General features: G+C 45.5%; 19 protein-coding genes. All 19 read right to left on the reverse strand.

Translation table 11 applies throughout. The features are described from left to right. Window positions 1–195 precede the first annotated feature (195 nt). Entirely contained in the window at window positions 196–579 is a 384-nt protein-coding gene (gene aroH / locus MHH76_RS12105) for a chorismate mutase (RefSeq protein ID WP_023857449.1), read from the reverse strand. Next, a complete protein-coding gene (gene aroB / locus MHH76_RS12110) occupies window positions 576–1,664 on the reverse strand; it encodes a 3-dehydroquinate synthase (RefSeq protein ID WP_035338513.1) in 1,089 nt (362 codons plus the stop codon). Before aroB ends, aroH begins: the two co-directional genes overlap by 4 nt. After that, window positions 1,664–2,836: a chorismate synthase gene (aroC, locus tag MHH76_RS12115; protein ID WP_025811222.1), complete on the reverse strand. Its 1,173-nt coding sequence runs from the start codon at window positions 2,834–2,836 to the stop codon at window positions 1,664–1,666. The genes aroB and aroC overlap by 1 nt, the downstream gene beginning before the upstream one ends. Window positions 2,837–2,907: 71 nt before the next feature. Next, window positions 2,908–3,675, reverse strand: coding sequence for a protein-glutamate O-methyltransferase CheR (locus MHH76_RS12120; RefSeq protein ID WP_020451958.1), 768 nt, complete (start codon window positions 3,673–3,675; stop codon window positions 2,908–2,910). A 140-nt stretch (window positions 3,676–3,815) separates the two neighbouring features. Continuing rightward, window positions 3,816–4,262 carry a nucleoside-diphosphate kinase gene (gene ndk, locus MHH76_RS12125; RefSeq protein WP_003182994.1) on the reverse strand — a complete coding sequence of 149 codons (447 nt, stop codon included), beginning with the start codon at window positions 4,260–4,262 and terminating at the stop codon, window positions 3,816–3,818. Between the two features lie 124 nt (window positions 4,263–4,386). Then, a complete protein-coding gene (gene hepT / locus MHH76_RS12130) occupies window positions 4,387–5,349 on the reverse strand; it encodes a heptaprenyl diphosphate synthase component II (protein ID WP_020451959.1) in 963 nt (320 codons plus the stop codon). A gap of 29 nt (window positions 5,350–5,378) precedes the next feature. After that, window positions 5,379–6,077 (reverse strand): demethylmenaquinone methyltransferase, encoded by a 699-nt coding sequence (locus tag MHH76_RS12135; RefSeq protein WP_020451960.1) that lies wholly within the window; start codon window positions 6,075–6,077, stop codon window positions 5,379–5,381. A gap of 2 nt (window positions 6,078–6,079) precedes the next feature. Further along, a complete protein-coding gene (locus MHH76_RS12140) occupies window positions 6,080–6,856 on the reverse strand; it encodes a heptaprenyl diphosphate synthase component 1 (RefSeq protein ID WP_041817232.1) in 777 nt (258 codons plus the stop codon). Between the two features lie 143 nt (window positions 6,857–6,999). Then, complete coding sequence (gene mtrB / locus MHH76_RS12145; protein ID WP_023857455.1) at window positions 7,000–7,230, reverse strand: trp RNA-binding attenuation protein MtrB; 231 nt, start codon at window positions 7,228–7,230, stop codon at window positions 7,000–7,002. 27 nt (window positions 7,231–7,257) lie between these two features. Next, on the reverse strand, window positions 7,258–7,827 hold the full coding sequence (folE, locus tag MHH76_RS12150) for a GTP cyclohydrolase I FolE (protein WP_020451963.1): 570 nt from the start codon (window positions 7,825–7,827) through the stop codon (window positions 7,258–7,260). Window positions 7,828–8,036: 209 nt separating this feature from the next. Further along, window positions 8,037–8,315: a non-specific DNA-binding protein Hbs gene (gene hbs, locus MHH76_RS12155; protein ID WP_003183006.1), complete on the reverse strand. Its 279-nt coding sequence runs from the start codon at window positions 8,313–8,315 to the stop codon at window positions 8,037–8,039. A gap of 417 nt (window positions 8,316–8,732) precedes the next feature. Continuing rightward, complete coding sequence (gene spoIVA, locus MHH76_RS12160) at window positions 8,733–10,211, reverse strand: stage IV sporulation protein A (protein WP_020451964.1); 1,479 nt, start codon at window positions 10,209–10,211, stop codon at window positions 8,733–8,735. A 201-nt stretch (window positions 10,212–10,412) separates the two neighbouring features. Then, window positions 10,413–11,129 (reverse strand): hypothetical protein, encoded by a 717-nt coding sequence (locus tag MHH76_RS12165; protein WP_020451965.1) that lies wholly within the window; start codon window positions 11,127–11,129, stop codon window positions 10,413–10,415. A 22-nt stretch (window positions 11,130–11,151) separates the two neighbouring features. Next, window positions 11,152–11,355: a DUF2768 domain-containing protein gene (locus tag MHH76_RS12170; RefSeq protein ID WP_020451966.1), complete on the reverse strand. Its 204-nt coding sequence runs from the start codon at window positions 11,353–11,355 to the stop codon at window positions 11,152–11,154. Window positions 11,356–11,680: 325 nt separating this feature from the next. Continuing rightward, on the reverse strand, window positions 11,681–12,721 hold the full coding sequence (locus tag MHH76_RS12175) for an NAD(P)H-dependent glycerol-3-phosphate dehydrogenase (RefSeq protein ID WP_020451967.1): 1,041 nt from the start codon (window positions 12,719–12,721) through the stop codon (window positions 11,681–11,683). A 15-nt stretch (window positions 12,722–12,736) separates the two neighbouring features. Further along, window positions 12,737–14,047, reverse strand: a complete 1,311-nt coding sequence (gene der, locus MHH76_RS12180; RefSeq protein ID WP_020451968.1) for a ribosome biogenesis GTPase Der — start codon at window positions 14,045–14,047, stop codon at window positions 12,737–12,739. A 161-nt stretch (window positions 14,048–14,208) separates the two neighbouring features. Then, window positions 14,209–14,403: a hypothetical protein gene (locus MHH76_RS12185; protein ID WP_020451969.1), complete on the reverse strand. Its 195-nt coding sequence runs from the start codon at window positions 14,401–14,403 to the stop codon at window positions 14,209–14,211. Continuing rightward, window positions 14,400–15,299, reverse strand: coding sequence for a YIEGIA family protein (locus MHH76_RS12190; protein WP_020451970.1), 900 nt, complete (start codon window positions 15,297–15,299; stop codon window positions 14,400–14,402). Before MHH76_RS12190 ends, MHH76_RS12185 begins: the two co-directional genes overlap by 4 nt. Next, the gene (locus tag MHH76_RS12195) at window positions 15,296–15,898 is read right to left on the reverse strand and encodes a hypothetical protein (RefSeq protein WP_020451971.1); all 603 of its coding nucleotides are present in this window, start codon (window positions 15,896–15,898) and stop codon (window positions 15,296–15,298) included. Before MHH76_RS12195 ends, MHH76_RS12190 begins: the two co-directional genes overlap by 4 nt. Window positions 15,899–15,962 lie beyond the last annotated feature (64 nt).

Consider the following 15,962-nt stretch of genomic DNA (forward strand, 5'->3'; position numbering starts at 1 on the left):
GACAAATGATTGAATTGAAGAGGGGAAAACGAAACAAACCCAAAAGAACAGCGTCTTTTGGGTAGAATGAATAAACGTTTTGTCTCAACTCAGCTCATCTCAGCTCATTCTCAATCTACCCTAGTCTCATACTCAGCTTTTCTAAACTAAAACCCCATACACACTCCTGTGTATTTCAAGGTTTCTACAATCGTATTACAATTCAGTATTTTTTGTCAATGACAAATCAGGTCTGAGCGTTACGGCATTTTCTAAATAAACGTGGCGGACTTCATCCTGCCGCATATCCGTCTGAACCGTCATCATCACTCTGATGCATTTTTTAAGGGCGTGTTCAACATCCATTTCCTGCATGCACATGACGGGCACATGCTGCCAGCCGTCAAACGTTCTGACGACCTTTGCGGGAAAAGCAGCGTGAATATCGGAAGTGGCAGAAATGAAGATCTGCACGACTTGCTCAGGTTTGAGTTGATTTTCATCGATCATTTTTCCGATCAGCTGCTTCGTCCGCTCCGTAATGTCTTTTTCTGTATCCTGGTCAACTGTCGTCGCTCCCCGAATTCCGCGCATCATCATTTGCCTCCCTCCAATCTCCACATATTCAGCCATCGTTCAATTTCATCGGCTTTAAAGGAGTGCAGCCGCACACTGCCGATCTTATCCAGCAGAACAAACTGAATGATACCTCTGCGTGTTTTTTTATCGTTCATCATTCGATTGATGAGAGCTTCTGTTGAAACTTCGCGTTTTACGCTTTCCGGATAGCCGAGATTTTTCAGCCAGGCGGCGATTTTTGTGCGGTCAACAGGACAATTCAACACCTTCTCGCTGACAAACAAAGCAAATTGCATGCCTAAAGCGACAGCGTCGCCATGGGTCATCTCTCCGTAGCCGTATTCGGCTTCAACGGCGTGGCCAAGCGTGTGCCCAAAATTCAGATAGGCCCTGATTCCCTGTTCGCGCTCGTCTTGTGAGACAACTTCCGCTTTAATCGAAATGCCTTTGTACACCATTTCACTGAGCTGGCCGGTCGTAATCGCTTTAATTGAATCAATTTTAAGCAATTCGTTCAAGAAAGATTCATCACGGATAAATGCGTGCTTAATGACTTCCGCAAGACCTGAACGCATTTCTTTTTCAGAAAGCGTGCTCAAGCATTCGGTATCATAAACCACCGCCTTCGGCTGATGAAAAGCGCCGATTAAGTTTTTTCCGAGCGGATGATTAATGGCAACTTTCCCTCCGACCGCGCTATCATGAGACAGCAGAGTCGTTGGGAATTGCACATAATCGATGCCCCTCATAAAAGTTGAAGCGACGAACCCTGCAAGATCGCCGACAACGCCGCCTCCCAGCGCCACAATGCATGACGAACGGTCAAGGTGAAATTGAATGGCTTCCGTCTGGAGCTTCATAAACAGATCGATTGATTTGGCCTGTTCACCGCTTGGCACCGCAACCTTTTTGACGGGCCATTTGCTGCGGAGAAGGCCGAACAGTTCTTCTCCATAGTGTTTATCAACTTCTTCGTCGGTGATCAATAGCACTTTCGTCATCGGAAGGTTCAAGGATGACAAGAGCTCTGCCGCGTTTTTTCTAATGCCTCCCCCGATGAACACCGGGTAGGACAAAGAAGCGGTTTCGATTTGAAGTGATTTCATTAAAACTCCCTCGCAAGCTTTCTCATTTTCTCAACATTTTCAGCGATCCGGTCCATTTGGTCAACGCCAAACTGCTCGACGATCGCCTTGGCGATTTCCCATGCAACAACCGCTTCAGCCACTACGCTTGCGGCAGGGACAGCGCAGGAATCAGAACGCTCGATGCTTGCTGTAAACGGTTCTTTCGTCTCGATATCAACGCTTTTGAGCGGTTTGTACAACGTTGGAATCGGCTTCATCACGCCTCTGACGACAATCGGCATTCCCGTTGTCATCCCGCCTTCAAGGCCGCCGAGACGGTTTGTAGCGCGCGTATAGCCTTTTTCTTCGTCCCAAATGATTTCGTCATGGACTTCACTGCCGTTTTTGCGTGCAGCTTCAAAGCCGATGCCGAATTCAACACCTTTAAAAGCATTGATGCTCAGCACGGCGGCAGCCAGCTTGCTGTCGAGTTTGCGGTCGTAATGGACATAGCTGCCGACTCCTACCGGCACCCCTTCAACAATCACCTCGACGATTCCGCCGATCGAATCGCCATTTGCTTTTGCTTCATCGATCGCGTCCATCATTTTTCTGCCCGCTTCTTCGTCATAGCATCTGACAGGAGACTCTTCGGTTACTTTTTTCAAGTCTTCGATAGATTCATAATTTGTTTTTTCGGCTTTTACTCCGCCGATCTCCAGCACGTGGCCGGCCACTTGGATGCCGAGCTGGGAAAGGATCTTTTTGGCGACGGCTCCTGCCGCCACACGGACGGTCGTTTCTCTGGCAGATGAACGTTCAAGCACGTTGCGCATATCTCTGTGCCCGTATTTGATCGCGCCGTTCAAATCAGCGTGACCCGGTCTTGGCCTTGAAATCTGTCGTTTCATTTCGCTTTCTTCTTCAGCCGTGATCGGCTCTGATCCCATGATTTTCGTCCAGTGTTTCCAGTCGTTGTTTTCGACGACGAGAGCGATCGGCGATCCAAGAGAACGCCCGTGCCTTACACCGCTTGTGATCCGTGCCTGATCTTTTTCGATTTGCATCCGGCGTCCGCGGCCGTGGCCTTTTTGACGTCTTTGAAGCTCGTAATCAATGTCTTCTTTTGTGATATAAAGCCCTGCTGGGACTCCTTCGATAATTGTCGTAAGCTGCGGACCGTGAGATTCACCGGCTGTTAAATACCTCATGCTTTCGTTCTCCCTTCATCACATTAACGCTTTTAAGTAAAACTATAACATAACCTTTTATAAAAAGTCAGCTAACTTTTTTGATAGAAAAACGTATCTGTCGATTGAAAACCGTATTTTTCCGGATTGAAGATCTGTTCCGTGCTTCCGACAAACAAAACTCCATTATTCTTCAAACTGCCGCTGAACTTATGATAGATCTTCTCTTTTGCTTCCTCTGTAAAATATATGAGAACATTGCGGCATACGATGATATCAAAATCTTTCTCATATGCATCAGCCAGTAAATTGTGTTTTTGAAAGCGAATGTTTTTCTTGATCTCGTCTTTGACGGCAAATCGGTTTCCGTCTTGCGTAAAATAAAGTTCCTTTATCTCTTTCGGCACTTCCTGCAGAGATCTTTCCTGATACACGCCTTCTTTCGCTTTCGCAAGAACTTTGTCATCGATATCTGTTGCGATGATCTGATAGTCTGAGAGGCCTTTCTGTCTGCTTAAAATCATCGATAATGTATACGGCTCTTCACCGGTTGAACATGCCGCACTCCATACTTTCAATGTTTTCGCAGGCTTTAAGAGCGGGAGGATGGTTTTTTCGAGAACCTCCCACCTCTTATAGTTTCTGTAAAATTCTGAAACATTAATCGTCATCCTGTCCAGCGTTTCCTGCAGAAGAGCTTCATTCTTTTCTAAAGCGAGCGCAAATTCGCGGAAATCGCCGTACCCCTTTTTTTCATAAAGAGATGTTAGCCTTCTTTTCATTTGCGCCTCTTTGTACAATGCCAAATCCACACCAGTTATTTTTTTCCATTTATCAACAAAGAAACTGTAATTGTCCATGTTTTCTCTCCTAATCGTCGTGCTGATATGAGTACAATTATAGCTTGTTTTCTTTTAAATTTGTATCTTTAAAAAGAAAAAAGCCTGCCCGGCGGCAGCCATTCTGATCCATATAAAAAAATCAGCTTTTCAGCTGATTTTTAGTAAATCCATTGATTCATTAACTTCTCGTCTTCAACAAGTTCGTCTTCTTTAAAAAACAAGTTGATTTCGCGTGCTGCACTTTCAGGAGAATCTGAACCGTGAATGATATTTTTTCCGACAAACATGCCGAAGTCTCCGCGAATTGTTCCTGGGAGCGCTTCCTTAGGGTTCGTCTTCCCGATCAGCTGTCTGGCGACCGCGATTGCGTCTTCGCCTTCCCACACCATGGCGAATACCGGGCCTGAAGTAATAAAGTCGACAAGCTCGCCGAAAAACGGTTTGCCGTTATGTTCTTTATAATGCTCGCCTGCCGTCTCTTCTGAGACCTTCATCAGCTTGGCTCCGATTAATTGTAAGCCCTTACGTTCGAATCTTAACAAAATTTCGCCGATCAGCTGACGCTGAACGCCGTCAGGTTTTACCATCACAAAGGTTTTTTCCATAGTCGATTCTCCACCCCGCTAATATGTATAGGCTTTCAACACTACAACAGAAATATAGCATTTTTCAAACAATTAATCAATAAAGGGTGGAGAATATTCATACTTTCGACTCATTTGTCTTTTTTTAGAACTTTCGTTTGCCGATGTATTTCGCAATTTGGCCCAATGCCGTCCGCGCCCGGTTTTTCGGGAGCGTTTCAAGCAGTGCGAAAGCCTTATTTAAATACATTTCGCTGACTCTGAACGATTGTTCTATGGCATCGGTTTTCTTCAGTTCCTCGATCACTGGTTTGATCTGTTCCGGAGTCGTTTCACTGTTGACCAGCATCAGCCGCGCTTTTAATTCAGGCGATTTCCGTGCATATAATACGGGAAGCGTGACATTCCCCTGAAGCAGATCACTGCCCACAGGCTTGCCAAGCTCTTTTTCGCTTGAGGTGAAATCGAGGATGTCATCAATAATTTGATAGGACATGCCGACGTAATAGCCGAACCAGTACAACGTTTTATGAATGTTTTCACCCGCGCCGGCAGCAATGGCGCCTAGCTGGCAGCTCGATGCGATCAGAAGGGCTGTCTTGCGCCTGATTCTCCGCAAATAGGTTCTGAGGTTTTGCTCCATATTATATTTATCTTTGATTTGTTCAATTTCTCCAAGACAGACTTCGACAATCGCCTTGGACAAGATTTCATGGGCTTTCGGTTCGTTTATTTTCGTCATCGCTTCAAGTGAGCGAGCGAACAAATAATCACCTGTGTACATTGCAATCCGGTTATCCCACTTCGCTTTGATAGTCGGCTGTCCCCTTCTAAGCTCCGCATCATCGATGACATCGTCGTGTACGAGCGAAGCCATATGTATCAATTCCAATGAAACAGCGACATTTTTAATTTTGTTGATATCGTATTCACCGAACATGCCGGAAAGCAGGACAAACACAGGACGAATCCGCTTGCCTCCGGCCTGCAGCAAATGCAGGCTCGCTTCACTTAGCAATGGATAGTCGGAGTGCACGGTCTTTTCAAGCTCTTTTTCTATTAATTCAATATCGTCATTTAAAAAAGAATAAAACGTTGTCAATTTCATATCGATTCACCCGAGTATTTCAGTAGTCATCATCGCTTCAAGCCGACATGTGTAGCCGCTACGCCGCCTGTGAACGGATGATATTGAACATTTTCTAATCCAGCCTCTTCAAACAATGCAGCAAGCTCTTTCATACCAGGAAATTCCCTGGCCGATTCCTGAAGCCATGAATACTCCTTAAAGCTTTTGGCAAAGAGCTTTCCAAACATGGGCATAATAAAACGGAAGTACAGGAAGTACAGCTGTTTGAACCCGAACATTTCAGGCTGGGACGTCTCAAGGCATACAACCTGGCCGCCGGGTTTTACCACGCGCGCCATCTCTTTTAATACGGTTAAATAGTCGGGAACATTGCGAAGCCCGAAGCCGATGGTGACATAGTCGAACGTATTGTCCGGGAAGGGCAGTTCCATCGCGTTGCCGTGGATCAGTTCGATCTGGCTGTAGCTGTCGGTCTTTTGTTCGGCGATGCTCAGCATGTTTTTGCTGAAATCAAGGCCCTTGATTTCCCCTGTCTCTCCGGCCGCATCAGCAAGCGCGATTGTCCAGTCGCCCGTCCCGCAGCAGACGTCAAGCGCTTTGGCTCCTTTTGGTACGTTCATGAGCTGCATCGTTTTGTCGCGCCATTTTTTATGCTGTTTAAAGCTGATGACGGAGTTCATCTGGTCGTAATTTTTATAAATCTTTTCAAACACGCCGTGTACGCGCTGTTCTTTTGACTGCACCATGATTACCCTTCTTCCACTTTCTGATGATAAGTTCGTTTTTCAGGCCGAATTTCCTGCAGGCGTTTCAGAAGCCATTTTTGGACGGCGGGCTTTGCAGCAAGCGACTGGTTGATCGCAAGCTTGGCTTCTTCATAAGCCGCTGCAGCCAGCTGTCCGCATGAAGCCTGGTCTTCCGGAAACTCTTTCTGTATGATCGCCTCCAGCAGCCGGGAATCTGAAGCTTTTTCTTCGGCCGCAAACCTTTTAAACACAAGAAAGTCATTGGCGGCTGTTTTCCAGTGAGGCAGGTAAAAGTGGTCGGCGAGATGGTGAAAAAGTGCAGCTTCCACTATGCTGACGCTTTTTTTCAGGCTGTCCGCATCTTTTGCGGAATGGTCGTAAATCCTGATTTTATGTTCGTTTATTTCTTTGATGGCCGCAGCGAGCGTCCGAATCATATAAATATCCTTCATACCCGATAACAGCGAGTAGTACATGCCGCTGAAATAATCACCGGCCAATACGGTCAGCTGGCGGTTTTTATAGTCGTCCTGCTTAATTGAAGCTGCGGTCGTGACTTCATCATGGGTATCAAGGGCTGTTTGAACAAGCATCGCCGTTAAGATGTAACTTTCCTTGTCAGCTTCTTTTAAATCCGTTTCCTCAAACAGAGCGTAGAAAAGAAACAGCTTATCCTCATCAACTTTCGGCGCAGTCAAATGCTTCGCCAAATATGGATGTGAAAGCTTTTGATTCAGCTTGATTTTCAAATAAGATAATTGTCCGTAGATGTCTTGCAAAGATATCACCCTTGTCCCAAAATTCGCAGTTTTTCTTTTTGATTGATTATGTATCTTTTTTGAGCGGAGAAAGTTTAATTATACCATAATATGTTGAAAGATATTGTCTTATGCCACGCAAACGGCCATAAAAGGCCGGCTATCTATTTTTTCGACTCGCTTTTCATCTCGCCGTTTGCCGTCTGAATCAGGGCCTCGCCCCGGATCTTGATCGCAGAGGTGTGCTCGGTAAACTGGCAGATCATCACCTCTCCTTTATCAAGCTTTTCTGAATGATGAAATCTTGTGTCCGTGCCCCTCGTCAGGCCGATCACGTTGACGCCGTCTTCGACGGCTTTGATAACGACAAAATCATTCGATTGATTATTGGTCATGTTCATCGCACACCTTCTCATTTTTAATCATGATGTTTTGATAAGCTCCAACACCTCAGAGCGAGCGGCTACATCTTGTCTAAACGTTCCTCTTACGGCTGAAGTGACAGTTTTTGAACCCGGCTTTTTCACGCCGCGCATCGTCATGCACATGTGCTCGGCTTCAACAACAACCATGACACCGTGCGGAGTCAGCGTTTCAACAATGCTGTCGGCGATTGTTGACGTAATCCGCTCCTGCAGCTGCGGGCGCTTTGCCACCGCTTCAACGGCTCTCGCCAATTTGCTGAGCCCTGTCACTTTTCCCCCTTTAGGGATATAAGCTACATGGGCTTTCCCGTAGAAAGGGACTAAATGGTGCTCACACATTGAATAAAAGGGAATATCTTTAACAAGAACAAGCTCTTCGTGATCCTCGCCGAAAATCGTTTTGAAATGCTCTTTCGGATCTTCGTTTAACCCTGCAAATACTTCGGCGTACATTTTCGCGACTCTTTTCGGTGTATCAAGAAGGCCTTCACGGTTCGGATCTTCTCCGATCGCCTCCAATATTTGCCGGACAGCTTGTTCAATTTGTTCTTTGTTGATTTCTCTCATTGTTTTATATCCTCCAGAAACGCATACATTTAATTCAGATTCTAGCACACTTCAGCTTATAAAAGCAAAATGAAAGGTTTTTTGCCGGCAAAATGTTTTCCGTCTGAAAAAAAGCCTTAAAATTATGAAAAGCCCCTTTGAAAAGGGGCTTTCCTGTGAAGAAACAACATGGTATGTATTACGCGCGAAAACGGCATATATACATACAATTATTTTCCTGCTACAGCGTCTTTAAGCGCTTTACCTGGTTTGAAAGCAGGTACTTTGCTTGCAGGGATTTCGATTTCTTCACCTGTTTGAGGATTGCGTCCTTTACGAGCTGAGCGCTCACGAACCTCAAAGTTACCAAAACCGATCAATTGAATTTTTTCACCGTTTTTAAGTGCATCTAAAATTGTATCAAAAACAGAATCAACTGCTTTAGTAGCGTCTTTTTTAGATAGTTCGCTTGCTTCTGCAACCGCATTGATTAGTTCTGTCTTGTTCATGCCTTTCACCTCCTCCCAAAAGGTATCAAACAATAGATTATCATCATTTCTTCACAGTTCAACCTGTTTCTATACCTGTTTGAACAGAAATTTCAAATAAATATAGAAAAGGCATTTCACGGCTTTCAGTGAAAATTTCACTTTGAGAGGAACGTTTGTCCAGTAAAGTGAAGATTTTCTGTATGTAGATTAACACATCTGAATAACCATATCAAGCATTTTAAAGCGATGATCCCTTATTCGTCAAGGTTTAAGCAGAATGAAACGAACAAATATTCCTGTTTTTCCTTTTTTAATCATAATCTTTCCTATATTTCCAGCCGCTTGCCCCTGCCGTCTCAATCCCTTTCACGGCGCCTGTTCATCCTGTTTCAGGCATGAAAAAAAGACCTCCCGTATGATAAGAGGCCTTCCCTTTTATAAGATGATCGCAATCAAGCCGCCTGATCCTTCATTGATGATGCGCTCGAGCGTCTCCTTCAGCTTATATCTTGCATTTTCAGGCATGAGGGACAACTTCGCCTGAATCCCTTCTCTGACGATGGAGCTCAGGCTCCTTCCGAAAATGTCGGAATTCCAGATTGACAGCGGATCATCCTCAAAGTCCTGCATTAAATAGCGGACAAGCTCTTCGCTCTGCTTCTCTGTTCCGATGATTGGCGCAAACTCGCTCTCCACATCGACTTTGATCATATGAATCGACGGCGCCACCGCTTTCAGGCGGACTCCGAATCTTGACCCCTGCCTGATGATTTCCGGTTCATCAAGGCTCATATCGGTTAATGCGGGAGCAGCGATTCCATAACCGGTTTGTTTCACCATTTTCAACGCATCTGATACTTGATCATATTCGGTCTTGGCATGGGCAAAATCCTGCATGAGCTGAAGGAGATGATCCTTTCCTCTGATTTCAACGCCGACGACTTCCCTCAAAATTTCATCGTACAGGTAATCCGGCGCGTACAAATCGATTTCGGCGATCCCCTGGCCCATTTCAATTCCGGCGAGGCTGGCGCGCTCGATAAAATCAAATTCGCTGAAGTGTCCGACGACGCGGTCGACATCTCTCAGTCTTTTAATATCTTTGACGGTTTCTTTAACGGAATCTTGATAGTTTTCCCTGAGCCAATGATTCTCTTTTAATACCATGACCCAGCTCGGAAGATTGACGTTGACTTCGAGTACAGGGAATTCGTAAAGCGCTTCTCTGAGAACGCTCAGAACGTCTGCTTCCCTCATGCTTTCAACGCTCATCGCCAGCACCGGAATGTCGTATTTCTCCATCAGCTCTTGCCTGAGCGCTTCCGTTTCCGGATGGTACGGCCTTACGGAATTGATGACCATGATAAACGGTTTTCCAACCTCTTTTAATTCATCGATCACCCGTTCTTCAGCCTCGATATAATCCTGTCTGGCGATTTCTCCAATCGTGCCGTCAGTCGTAATCACAACACCGATGGTGGAGTGTTCCTGGATGACTTTTCTCGTGCCGATTTCGGCAGCTTCGTGAAACGGAATCGGCTCTTCATACCAAGGAGTGTTGATCATTCTCGGCCCGTTTTCATCCTCGTATCCCTTTGCTCCGGGTACAGTATAGCCGACACAGTCGACAAGCCTTATATTCACATCGAGTCCGTCACTGACATGAACTGACATTGCCTGATTCGGAACAAACTTCGGTTCAGTTGTCATAATGGTTTTGCCAGCGGCACTTTGGGGGAGCTCATCTTGTGCGCGCGCCCGGTCTGCTTCATTGTTGATATTCGGGAGCACCACTAGCTCCATAAATTTTTTAATAAACGTAGATTTTCCTGTACGTACAGCTCCTACGACACCTAAGTATATATCGCCTCCTGTTCGTTCAGCGATATCCTTGAAAATATCGACCTTTTCCAAGTGATCCCCTCCCGGACTTCCAATCCTTTTCAATTTTTTACTTCTTCATCAATCAAAAACAGGACACTATAGTGTATGACGTTGTCCTATTTCAATATGACAGCTTAGGGAAATTTTTTCGGCATGCATGAAAAAACCTTTCTCCTCATTGTATGCTGAGGAGAAAGATTCATGACTGATACTTGCATTTTGACCGATATTCTATTCGAGAAAAACAGGTTCCTGTTTGTCATTCACTGTATACTTTACCGAAAACGCTGGAACAAAAGGCGTCTCTTTCCACATCAAATCCTGAATTTCCTCACCCGGCTTTACCGTTTTTTTCGACCGCTTTATCAGGTTGGCCAAATCCACTCGGTAATCCACTTGAATGTCGCCTTTTTCATCGACGAGAAGCGGCAGAGAGGTGCCGGAAAGCGGACTCGTGACAGAAGGCGCCTCTTTCAGTCCGAGCTTTTCATGGTCAAGCATGAATAAGTGATTGGATACGACTTTTTTATACGGTGGATACTTGTGCTGATCTTTATACATTTCGACCCGAAGCTTTAGCTCTCTGATCATTTCCGACATTTTTATATCAATGAGCTTGACCGTCGGCTTTTTTTCTACATCGACAAGAACGTACAAGTACTCTCCGCCGCTTTCATAGGAAGTACCCGGCGGCTCAGCCATATACCGGGGGGACAGCCTGTTAAAATCGATAGGGTATTTTTGATAGATTGGAACGCTCATATCCCTTGTCTTAATCGGCAGAAGCCCTCCCGTCGCCTCCCTGAATTCATCAACGGCCGCCTGCACTTCTTTGAGCTGGTGCTGATACGGCACGCTGTTTTTCGCCTTTCTTTCTTCAGGGTACAAACAGCCGCTTAGCATGATTGCGGTCAATACAGTAACAAGTAGTGCGTTTACGATTTTCATATGAATCTTCCTTTTTTATGCTTTATTCGTTGACGGGACCGCTGAAGACGACAAAAAAGACGATCACGCCGGAGATGAGCATACATGTATAGGCGACGAACGACGTGAGCACTTTTAAAAAACGGTTTTTAAATTTATATCTGCTTATGTATATGGCAATCACCGCTAAGAACATCAGGCCCATTGATCCCAAGGCAAACCACATTTTTAACAGACCGACATTCACATTGAAGCCCTCCTTCTACCTTTTCTTGTGATGTAAGCGTTATATTTCATTTTATATAAGAAAAACCAGAAGTTCAACAGCTTTTCCAATATTTCGAAACGGAAAAAACCGCAAAAAAAACCTGAAGCAAAGAGGGGGGCTTTGCTTCAGGCATAACGATTGTGACTATATAACCCAATTGGTAAGATACAGCTCTTCCAGACTTCGATTCTATTTTATGCAAGTCTTCGGACAAATGTATCCTCTCTTGCCTAAGTCTCCAAAATGTTTCGGTTTTTTTAAAACGAACTTAGAGGAGAGTATAAAGCAGTTGGTGATGGAGTGGTCATTTCATTTGATTTTCAAATGTGTTCACAAGATCTTCCATCTCGTGTGTTTTGACTCTCGCCATCAATGATTCGACTGCCGTCTCAACTTTTTCGCCGTCAAACAATACTTTGTGCAATGCCTCGGTAATCGGCATTTTCACATCAAATTTCTTTGAAAGCTGATAAGCGGCTTTTGTCGTGCGGACCCCCTCAACGACCATCCCCATTTCTTCCAGAACTTCATCCAGTTTGAAGCCTTTACCCAGCATATTACCGGCTCGCCAATTTCGTGAATGGACGCTCGTGCAGGTGACGATCAAATCTCCGATTCCTGTAAGCCCCGAGAATGTCAGCGGGTTTCCGCCCATTTTCGTGCCGAGTCGGGCGATCTCTGCCAAGCCCCTTGTAATCAGCGCGGCTTTCGCATTATCTCCGTACCCCAAACCGTCTGTAATGCCCGCGGCAAGCGCAATGACGTTTTTCAGCGCGCCGCCGATCTCTACGCCGATCATATCCGGATTGGTATACACGCGAAAATTCTGATTCATAAACATATCCTGGATCGCCTGTGCCGATTCAATGCTGCTGTCGGCAGATACGGTTACCGTCGTCGGGTGTCTTAAACCGACTTCTTCCGCATGGCTCGGCCCGGAGAGAACGACGATGTCCTCCCTTAATTCAGCCGGAATTTCCTCTTTCATCATTTCAGAAATGCGGAGCAGCGTGTCAGGCTCAATTCCTTTTGAAACATGTACAAAAATCGCCTTTTGGTCGATGAAGGAAACAGCCTGTGCGAGAACTTCGCGGATCGCTTTTGTCGGAACGGCGACGATGATCGTCTTGACATCGGCCACTGCAGCTTCAAGATCTGTTGTGGCATGCACGTTTTCAGAAAGTTTGACACCCGGCAGATAATCTTTGTTTTCATGGTGTTCATTGATTTGCTGAATCAGTTCTTCACGATGGCCCCAAATGCACACATCGTACTGGTTGTCCGCCAAAACGAGCGCCAAGGCTGTTCCCCAGCTTCCGGCTCCCAAAATCGATACTTTTGTCATTTTTACTACACCTCTTTATTTTCTTGCTCTTGCGAAAATCTTGATTGGTGTTCCTTCAAATCCGAAGGCGTCGCGTATCCTGTTTTCCAAAAAGCGTTCGTAAGAAAAATGCATCAGCTCAGGATCATTGACAAATACGACAAATGTCGGCGGCTTCACAGCCACTTGTGTCGCATAATAAATTTTTAAGCGGTTGCCATTATGCGTCGGCGTCGGGTTCATAGCCACTGCATCCATAATGATATCATTAAGAATATTGGTCTGCACCCTCATCGAATGGTTTTCGCTTGCCGTCATGACTGCAGGCATCAGCGTATGGATGCGCTTTTTCGTCAAAGCGGACATAAACAAAACAGGCGCGTAGTCCAAAAATTGAAAGTGATCTCTAACCTTTTCTTCGAATTCTTTCATCGTCCGCTCGTCTTTTTCGACTGCATCCCATTTATTCACGACGATGACGACGGCTTTTCCCGCTTCATGCGCATAGCCGGCAATCCGCTTGTCCTGCTCGATGATGCCTTCTTCGCCGTCCAAGACGACGCAGACGACTTCTGAGCGGTCGATCGCCTTTAAAGCCCGGAGGACGCTGTATTTTTCAGTTGCCTCATACACTTTTCCCTTTTTTCTCATCCCGGCTGTATCAACGATGACAAAGTCTCTTTGATTGTATGTAAACCTCGTGTCAATGGCGTCGCGCGTTGTTCCCGCAATATTGCTGACGATCACGCGCTCTTCTCCAAGCATGGCGTTTACAAGAGAGGATTTTCCGACGTTCGGCCGGCCGATGAGGCAAAATTGAACGACCTCATCCTCATACTTCGTTTCGGGTATGTTTTTAAAATGTTCGCTGACCGCGTCAAGCAGATCGCCGAGACCGAGGCCGTGCGTCCCTGAAATCGGGTACGGCTCGCCAAAGCCGAGGGCATAAAAATCGTAAATGTTTGCTCTCATTTCAGGATTATCCACTTTATTAACCGCCAGAACGACAGGTTTTTTTGTACGGTATAAAATTTTTGCCACTTCTTCATCAGCAGCCGTGACGCCTTCGCGGCCGTTCGTCATGAAAATAATCACATCTGCTTCTTCCATGGCGATTTCGGCCTGATGGCGAATCTGCGCCAAAAACGGCTCATCGCCGACTTCGATTCCGCCTGTATCAATCAGGTTGAAGTCGTGATTCAGCCACTCGGCAGAGCTGTATATTCGATCCCGCGTCACGCCAGGTGTATCTTCCACAATCGAAATTCTTTCGCCAGCGATCCTGTTAAAGATCGTGGACTTCCCCACATTGGGCCTTCCAACTATGGCTACGACAGGTTTTCCCATAGTACCCTTCCTTTCAATTCAGTAAAGCTTTTCCATCTTTAAATGAATCATCATTTATTTCTCTTTTCAAAAAATCAGTTTGAAGAAAGAAACCCTTCTTATTCCATGAGAAGGGCTTAACTCATATATTATATCAATTTCTAAAAAGATCACAACTGTAATTAAAAATGTTTCACAATCAAATAAAGGTCATCTCCTATTCCGTGGGCGATTCCGTCGAGAATGGCTTCAAGGTTTTTCGCGTACGTGTTCATTTCCTCGGGGGTGTCGCAGAAAAATGCAGCCGTCCCTCCGATCACTCGCTCTCGCCTTGTTGTGACGACGGCGAGAATGAAATTTTCGATTGATTCGCTCATTTTATCACCTTGCTGTGCTTTTCTTTAATAAATTCCATCGGTACGCGAATGGCGTTTTCCAGCGTCGGAACATCGCCGATGACCCTGATCGCCGTCTCCTTGTCCTTGATGACCGGAAGGACAAAAACCGCGACCCGCCCGTCATTCAAATCCCTTTTCGCCAGCGGCGAAAGAGAGGGTTCTCCGGAGTCTCGATACACGCCGAGCACATTGGAAACGTCGAATAAAATCGCTTGTCTTTGCCCGAGATTGGCAATGGTTACTGCGGAATTAAAATTTTTCGGTTTTAAAATAAAACCCATGCCGTGTTCCAAAATCAGCTTCTGTTTTTCAGGAAGCCCGATATTCATAATGTAAATATTGTCGACATAAAGGCCGGCTCCTTCAAAATGAGGCTTTTTATACTCTATATCGACGATGTCCTTAATAAAGCTTCCGGACATTAAGATCCTGCCCGAGATGAAACAGATGAAAGCTGCAGCAAGGCCTGCCCATACCGATGAAAACAGAATGTATGCGAGGGTCGTCAGGAGCGATGTGAAAATGACAATGTAATTTCTGCTTTCAAAGGCGATCGCAATTCCTTCGATATACGTGCTGCCTCTTGAAACGAGTTCATAGCCGTCAAGCTGCGTCAATGTTTCGCGTTCCATATTCCGGACATCCCTGAATTGGGTTGCAGCCAGCGTTAAGAACGTAATCGCTGTATAATCCGATTTTAAGATCGACGGAATAATGATCGCTCCAATGCTGGCAGCGATCAAAGCCAGCGCAATATGTATCGTTTTCCCATGAAGGTATGTGGGGTACTGGCGGTAGTCGGTTCGGAGCATGTACACTCTGACAACAATACCGGCGATAATTCCCAAGATGATCGGATAAGTATATTGGCTCATGACATTTTTGCTGCTCCTTTATTCAATCGCTTCCATTTATGATAGAACTGATGCATCAGCCGTTCATACTGGGAGATTCCGTAAACGAGAACGATCCCCGCAGCGCACATTGACAGCCATGAATAACCTCCGGCTGCAATGTCTCCATAAAGCTTTCTGATGACGAATGTATACAAGAGCTCCCCCTGGCACGCACCGAGCACAAACAGCCCGAGACGGGCGGCGAAGCTTCTTTCAAAAGCCGCCGTCATGATGACAAACAGAATGATGATCAGCCATTCAGGCTTTAGGATAAACCAAACAGGGTCATATAATGCAAACAGAAACAAAAAACCGTAGGCGGACACCATCGACAAATGAAGCAGCAGCCGCTTGACGCTTTTATGAAGCCTTAAATAACCGCACAGCATGAAAGCTCCCATATAAAACGACAAATAGGCGGCATTAAAATGCAGAAAGAGCTGAACCTGATACATACTTAAAATGATGTTGAGCAGAATAAATGCTGACGCATAAAAGCGAAAGCTGTTTTTCTCAAGGATAAAAGTCGTCAGCACCCATAAAAACCACATTGACCAATAATAATAGAATTCTTCCATATGTTTTCATCCTCCATTTTCAGTATGGAGTGACTTGAGATTTTTTAAACGTGCGATAAGGAGG

Origin of the sequence: Bacillus sp. FSL L8-0193 (assembly GCF_037976065.1) — a bacterium.
Lineage (GTDB): Bacteria > Bacillota > Bacilli > Bacillales > Bacillaceae > Bacillus > Bacillus paralicheniformis.

Coding starts and splice junctions, on each gene's coding strand:
- MHH76_RS12165 (WP_020451965.1), bottom strand. CDS start 11,129: ATGAAAATCGTAAACGCACTACTTGTTACTGTATTGACCGCAATCATG.
- mtrB (WP_023857455.1), bottom strand. CDS start 7,230: ATGACCAATAATCAATCGAATGATTTTGTCGTTATCAAAGCCGTCGAA.
- MHH76_RS12120 (WP_020451958.1), bottom strand. CDS start 3,675: ATGGACAATTACAGTTTCTTTGTTGATAAATGGAAAAAAATAACTGGT.
- hepT (WP_020451959.1), bottom strand. CDS start 5,349: ATGAAATTGACAACGTTTTATTCTTTTTTAAATGACGATATTGAATTA.
- MHH76_RS12135 (WP_020451960.1), bottom strand. CDS start 6,077: ATGGTGCAGTCAAAAGAACAGCGCGTACACGGCGTGTTTGAAAAGATT.
- MHH76_RS12190 (WP_020451970.1), bottom strand. CDS start 15,299: ATGAGCCAATATACTTATCCGATCATCTTGGGAATTATCGCCGGTATT.
- aroH (WP_023857449.1), bottom strand. CDS start 579: ATGATGATGCGCGGAATTCGGGGAGCGACGACAGTTGACCAGGATACA.
- aroC (WP_025811222.1), bottom strand. CDS start 2,836: ATGAGGTATTTAACAGCCGGTGAATCTCACGGTCCGCAGCTTACGACA.
- MHH76_RS12195 (WP_020451971.1), bottom strand. CDS start 15,898: ATGGAAGAATTCTATTATTATTGGTCAATGTGGTTTTTATGGGTGCTG.
- hbs (WP_003183006.1), bottom strand. CDS start 8,315: ATGAACAAGACAGAACTAATCAATGCGGTTGCAGAAGCAAGCGAACTA.
- MHH76_RS12175 (WP_020451967.1), bottom strand. CDS start 12,721: ATGACAAAAGTATCGATTTTGGGAGCCGGAAGCTGGGGAACAGCCTTG.
- folE (WP_020451963.1), bottom strand. CDS start 7,827: ATGAGAGAAATCAACAAAGAACAAATTGAACAAGCTGTCCGGCAAATA.
- MHH76_RS12185 (WP_020451969.1), bottom strand. CDS start 14,403: ATGAGCGAATCAATCGAAAATTTCATTCTCGCCGTCGTCACAACAAGG.
- der (WP_020451968.1), bottom strand. CDS start 14,047: ATGGGAAAACCTGTCGTAGCCATAGTTGGAAGGCCCAATGTGGGGAAG.
- ndk (WP_003182994.1), bottom strand. CDS start 4,262: ATGGAAAAAACCTTTGTGATGGTAAAACCTGACGGCGTTCAGCGTCAG.
- aroB (WP_035338513.1), bottom strand. CDS start 1,664: ATGAAATCACTTCAAATCGAAACCGCTTCTTTGTCCTACCCGGTGTTC.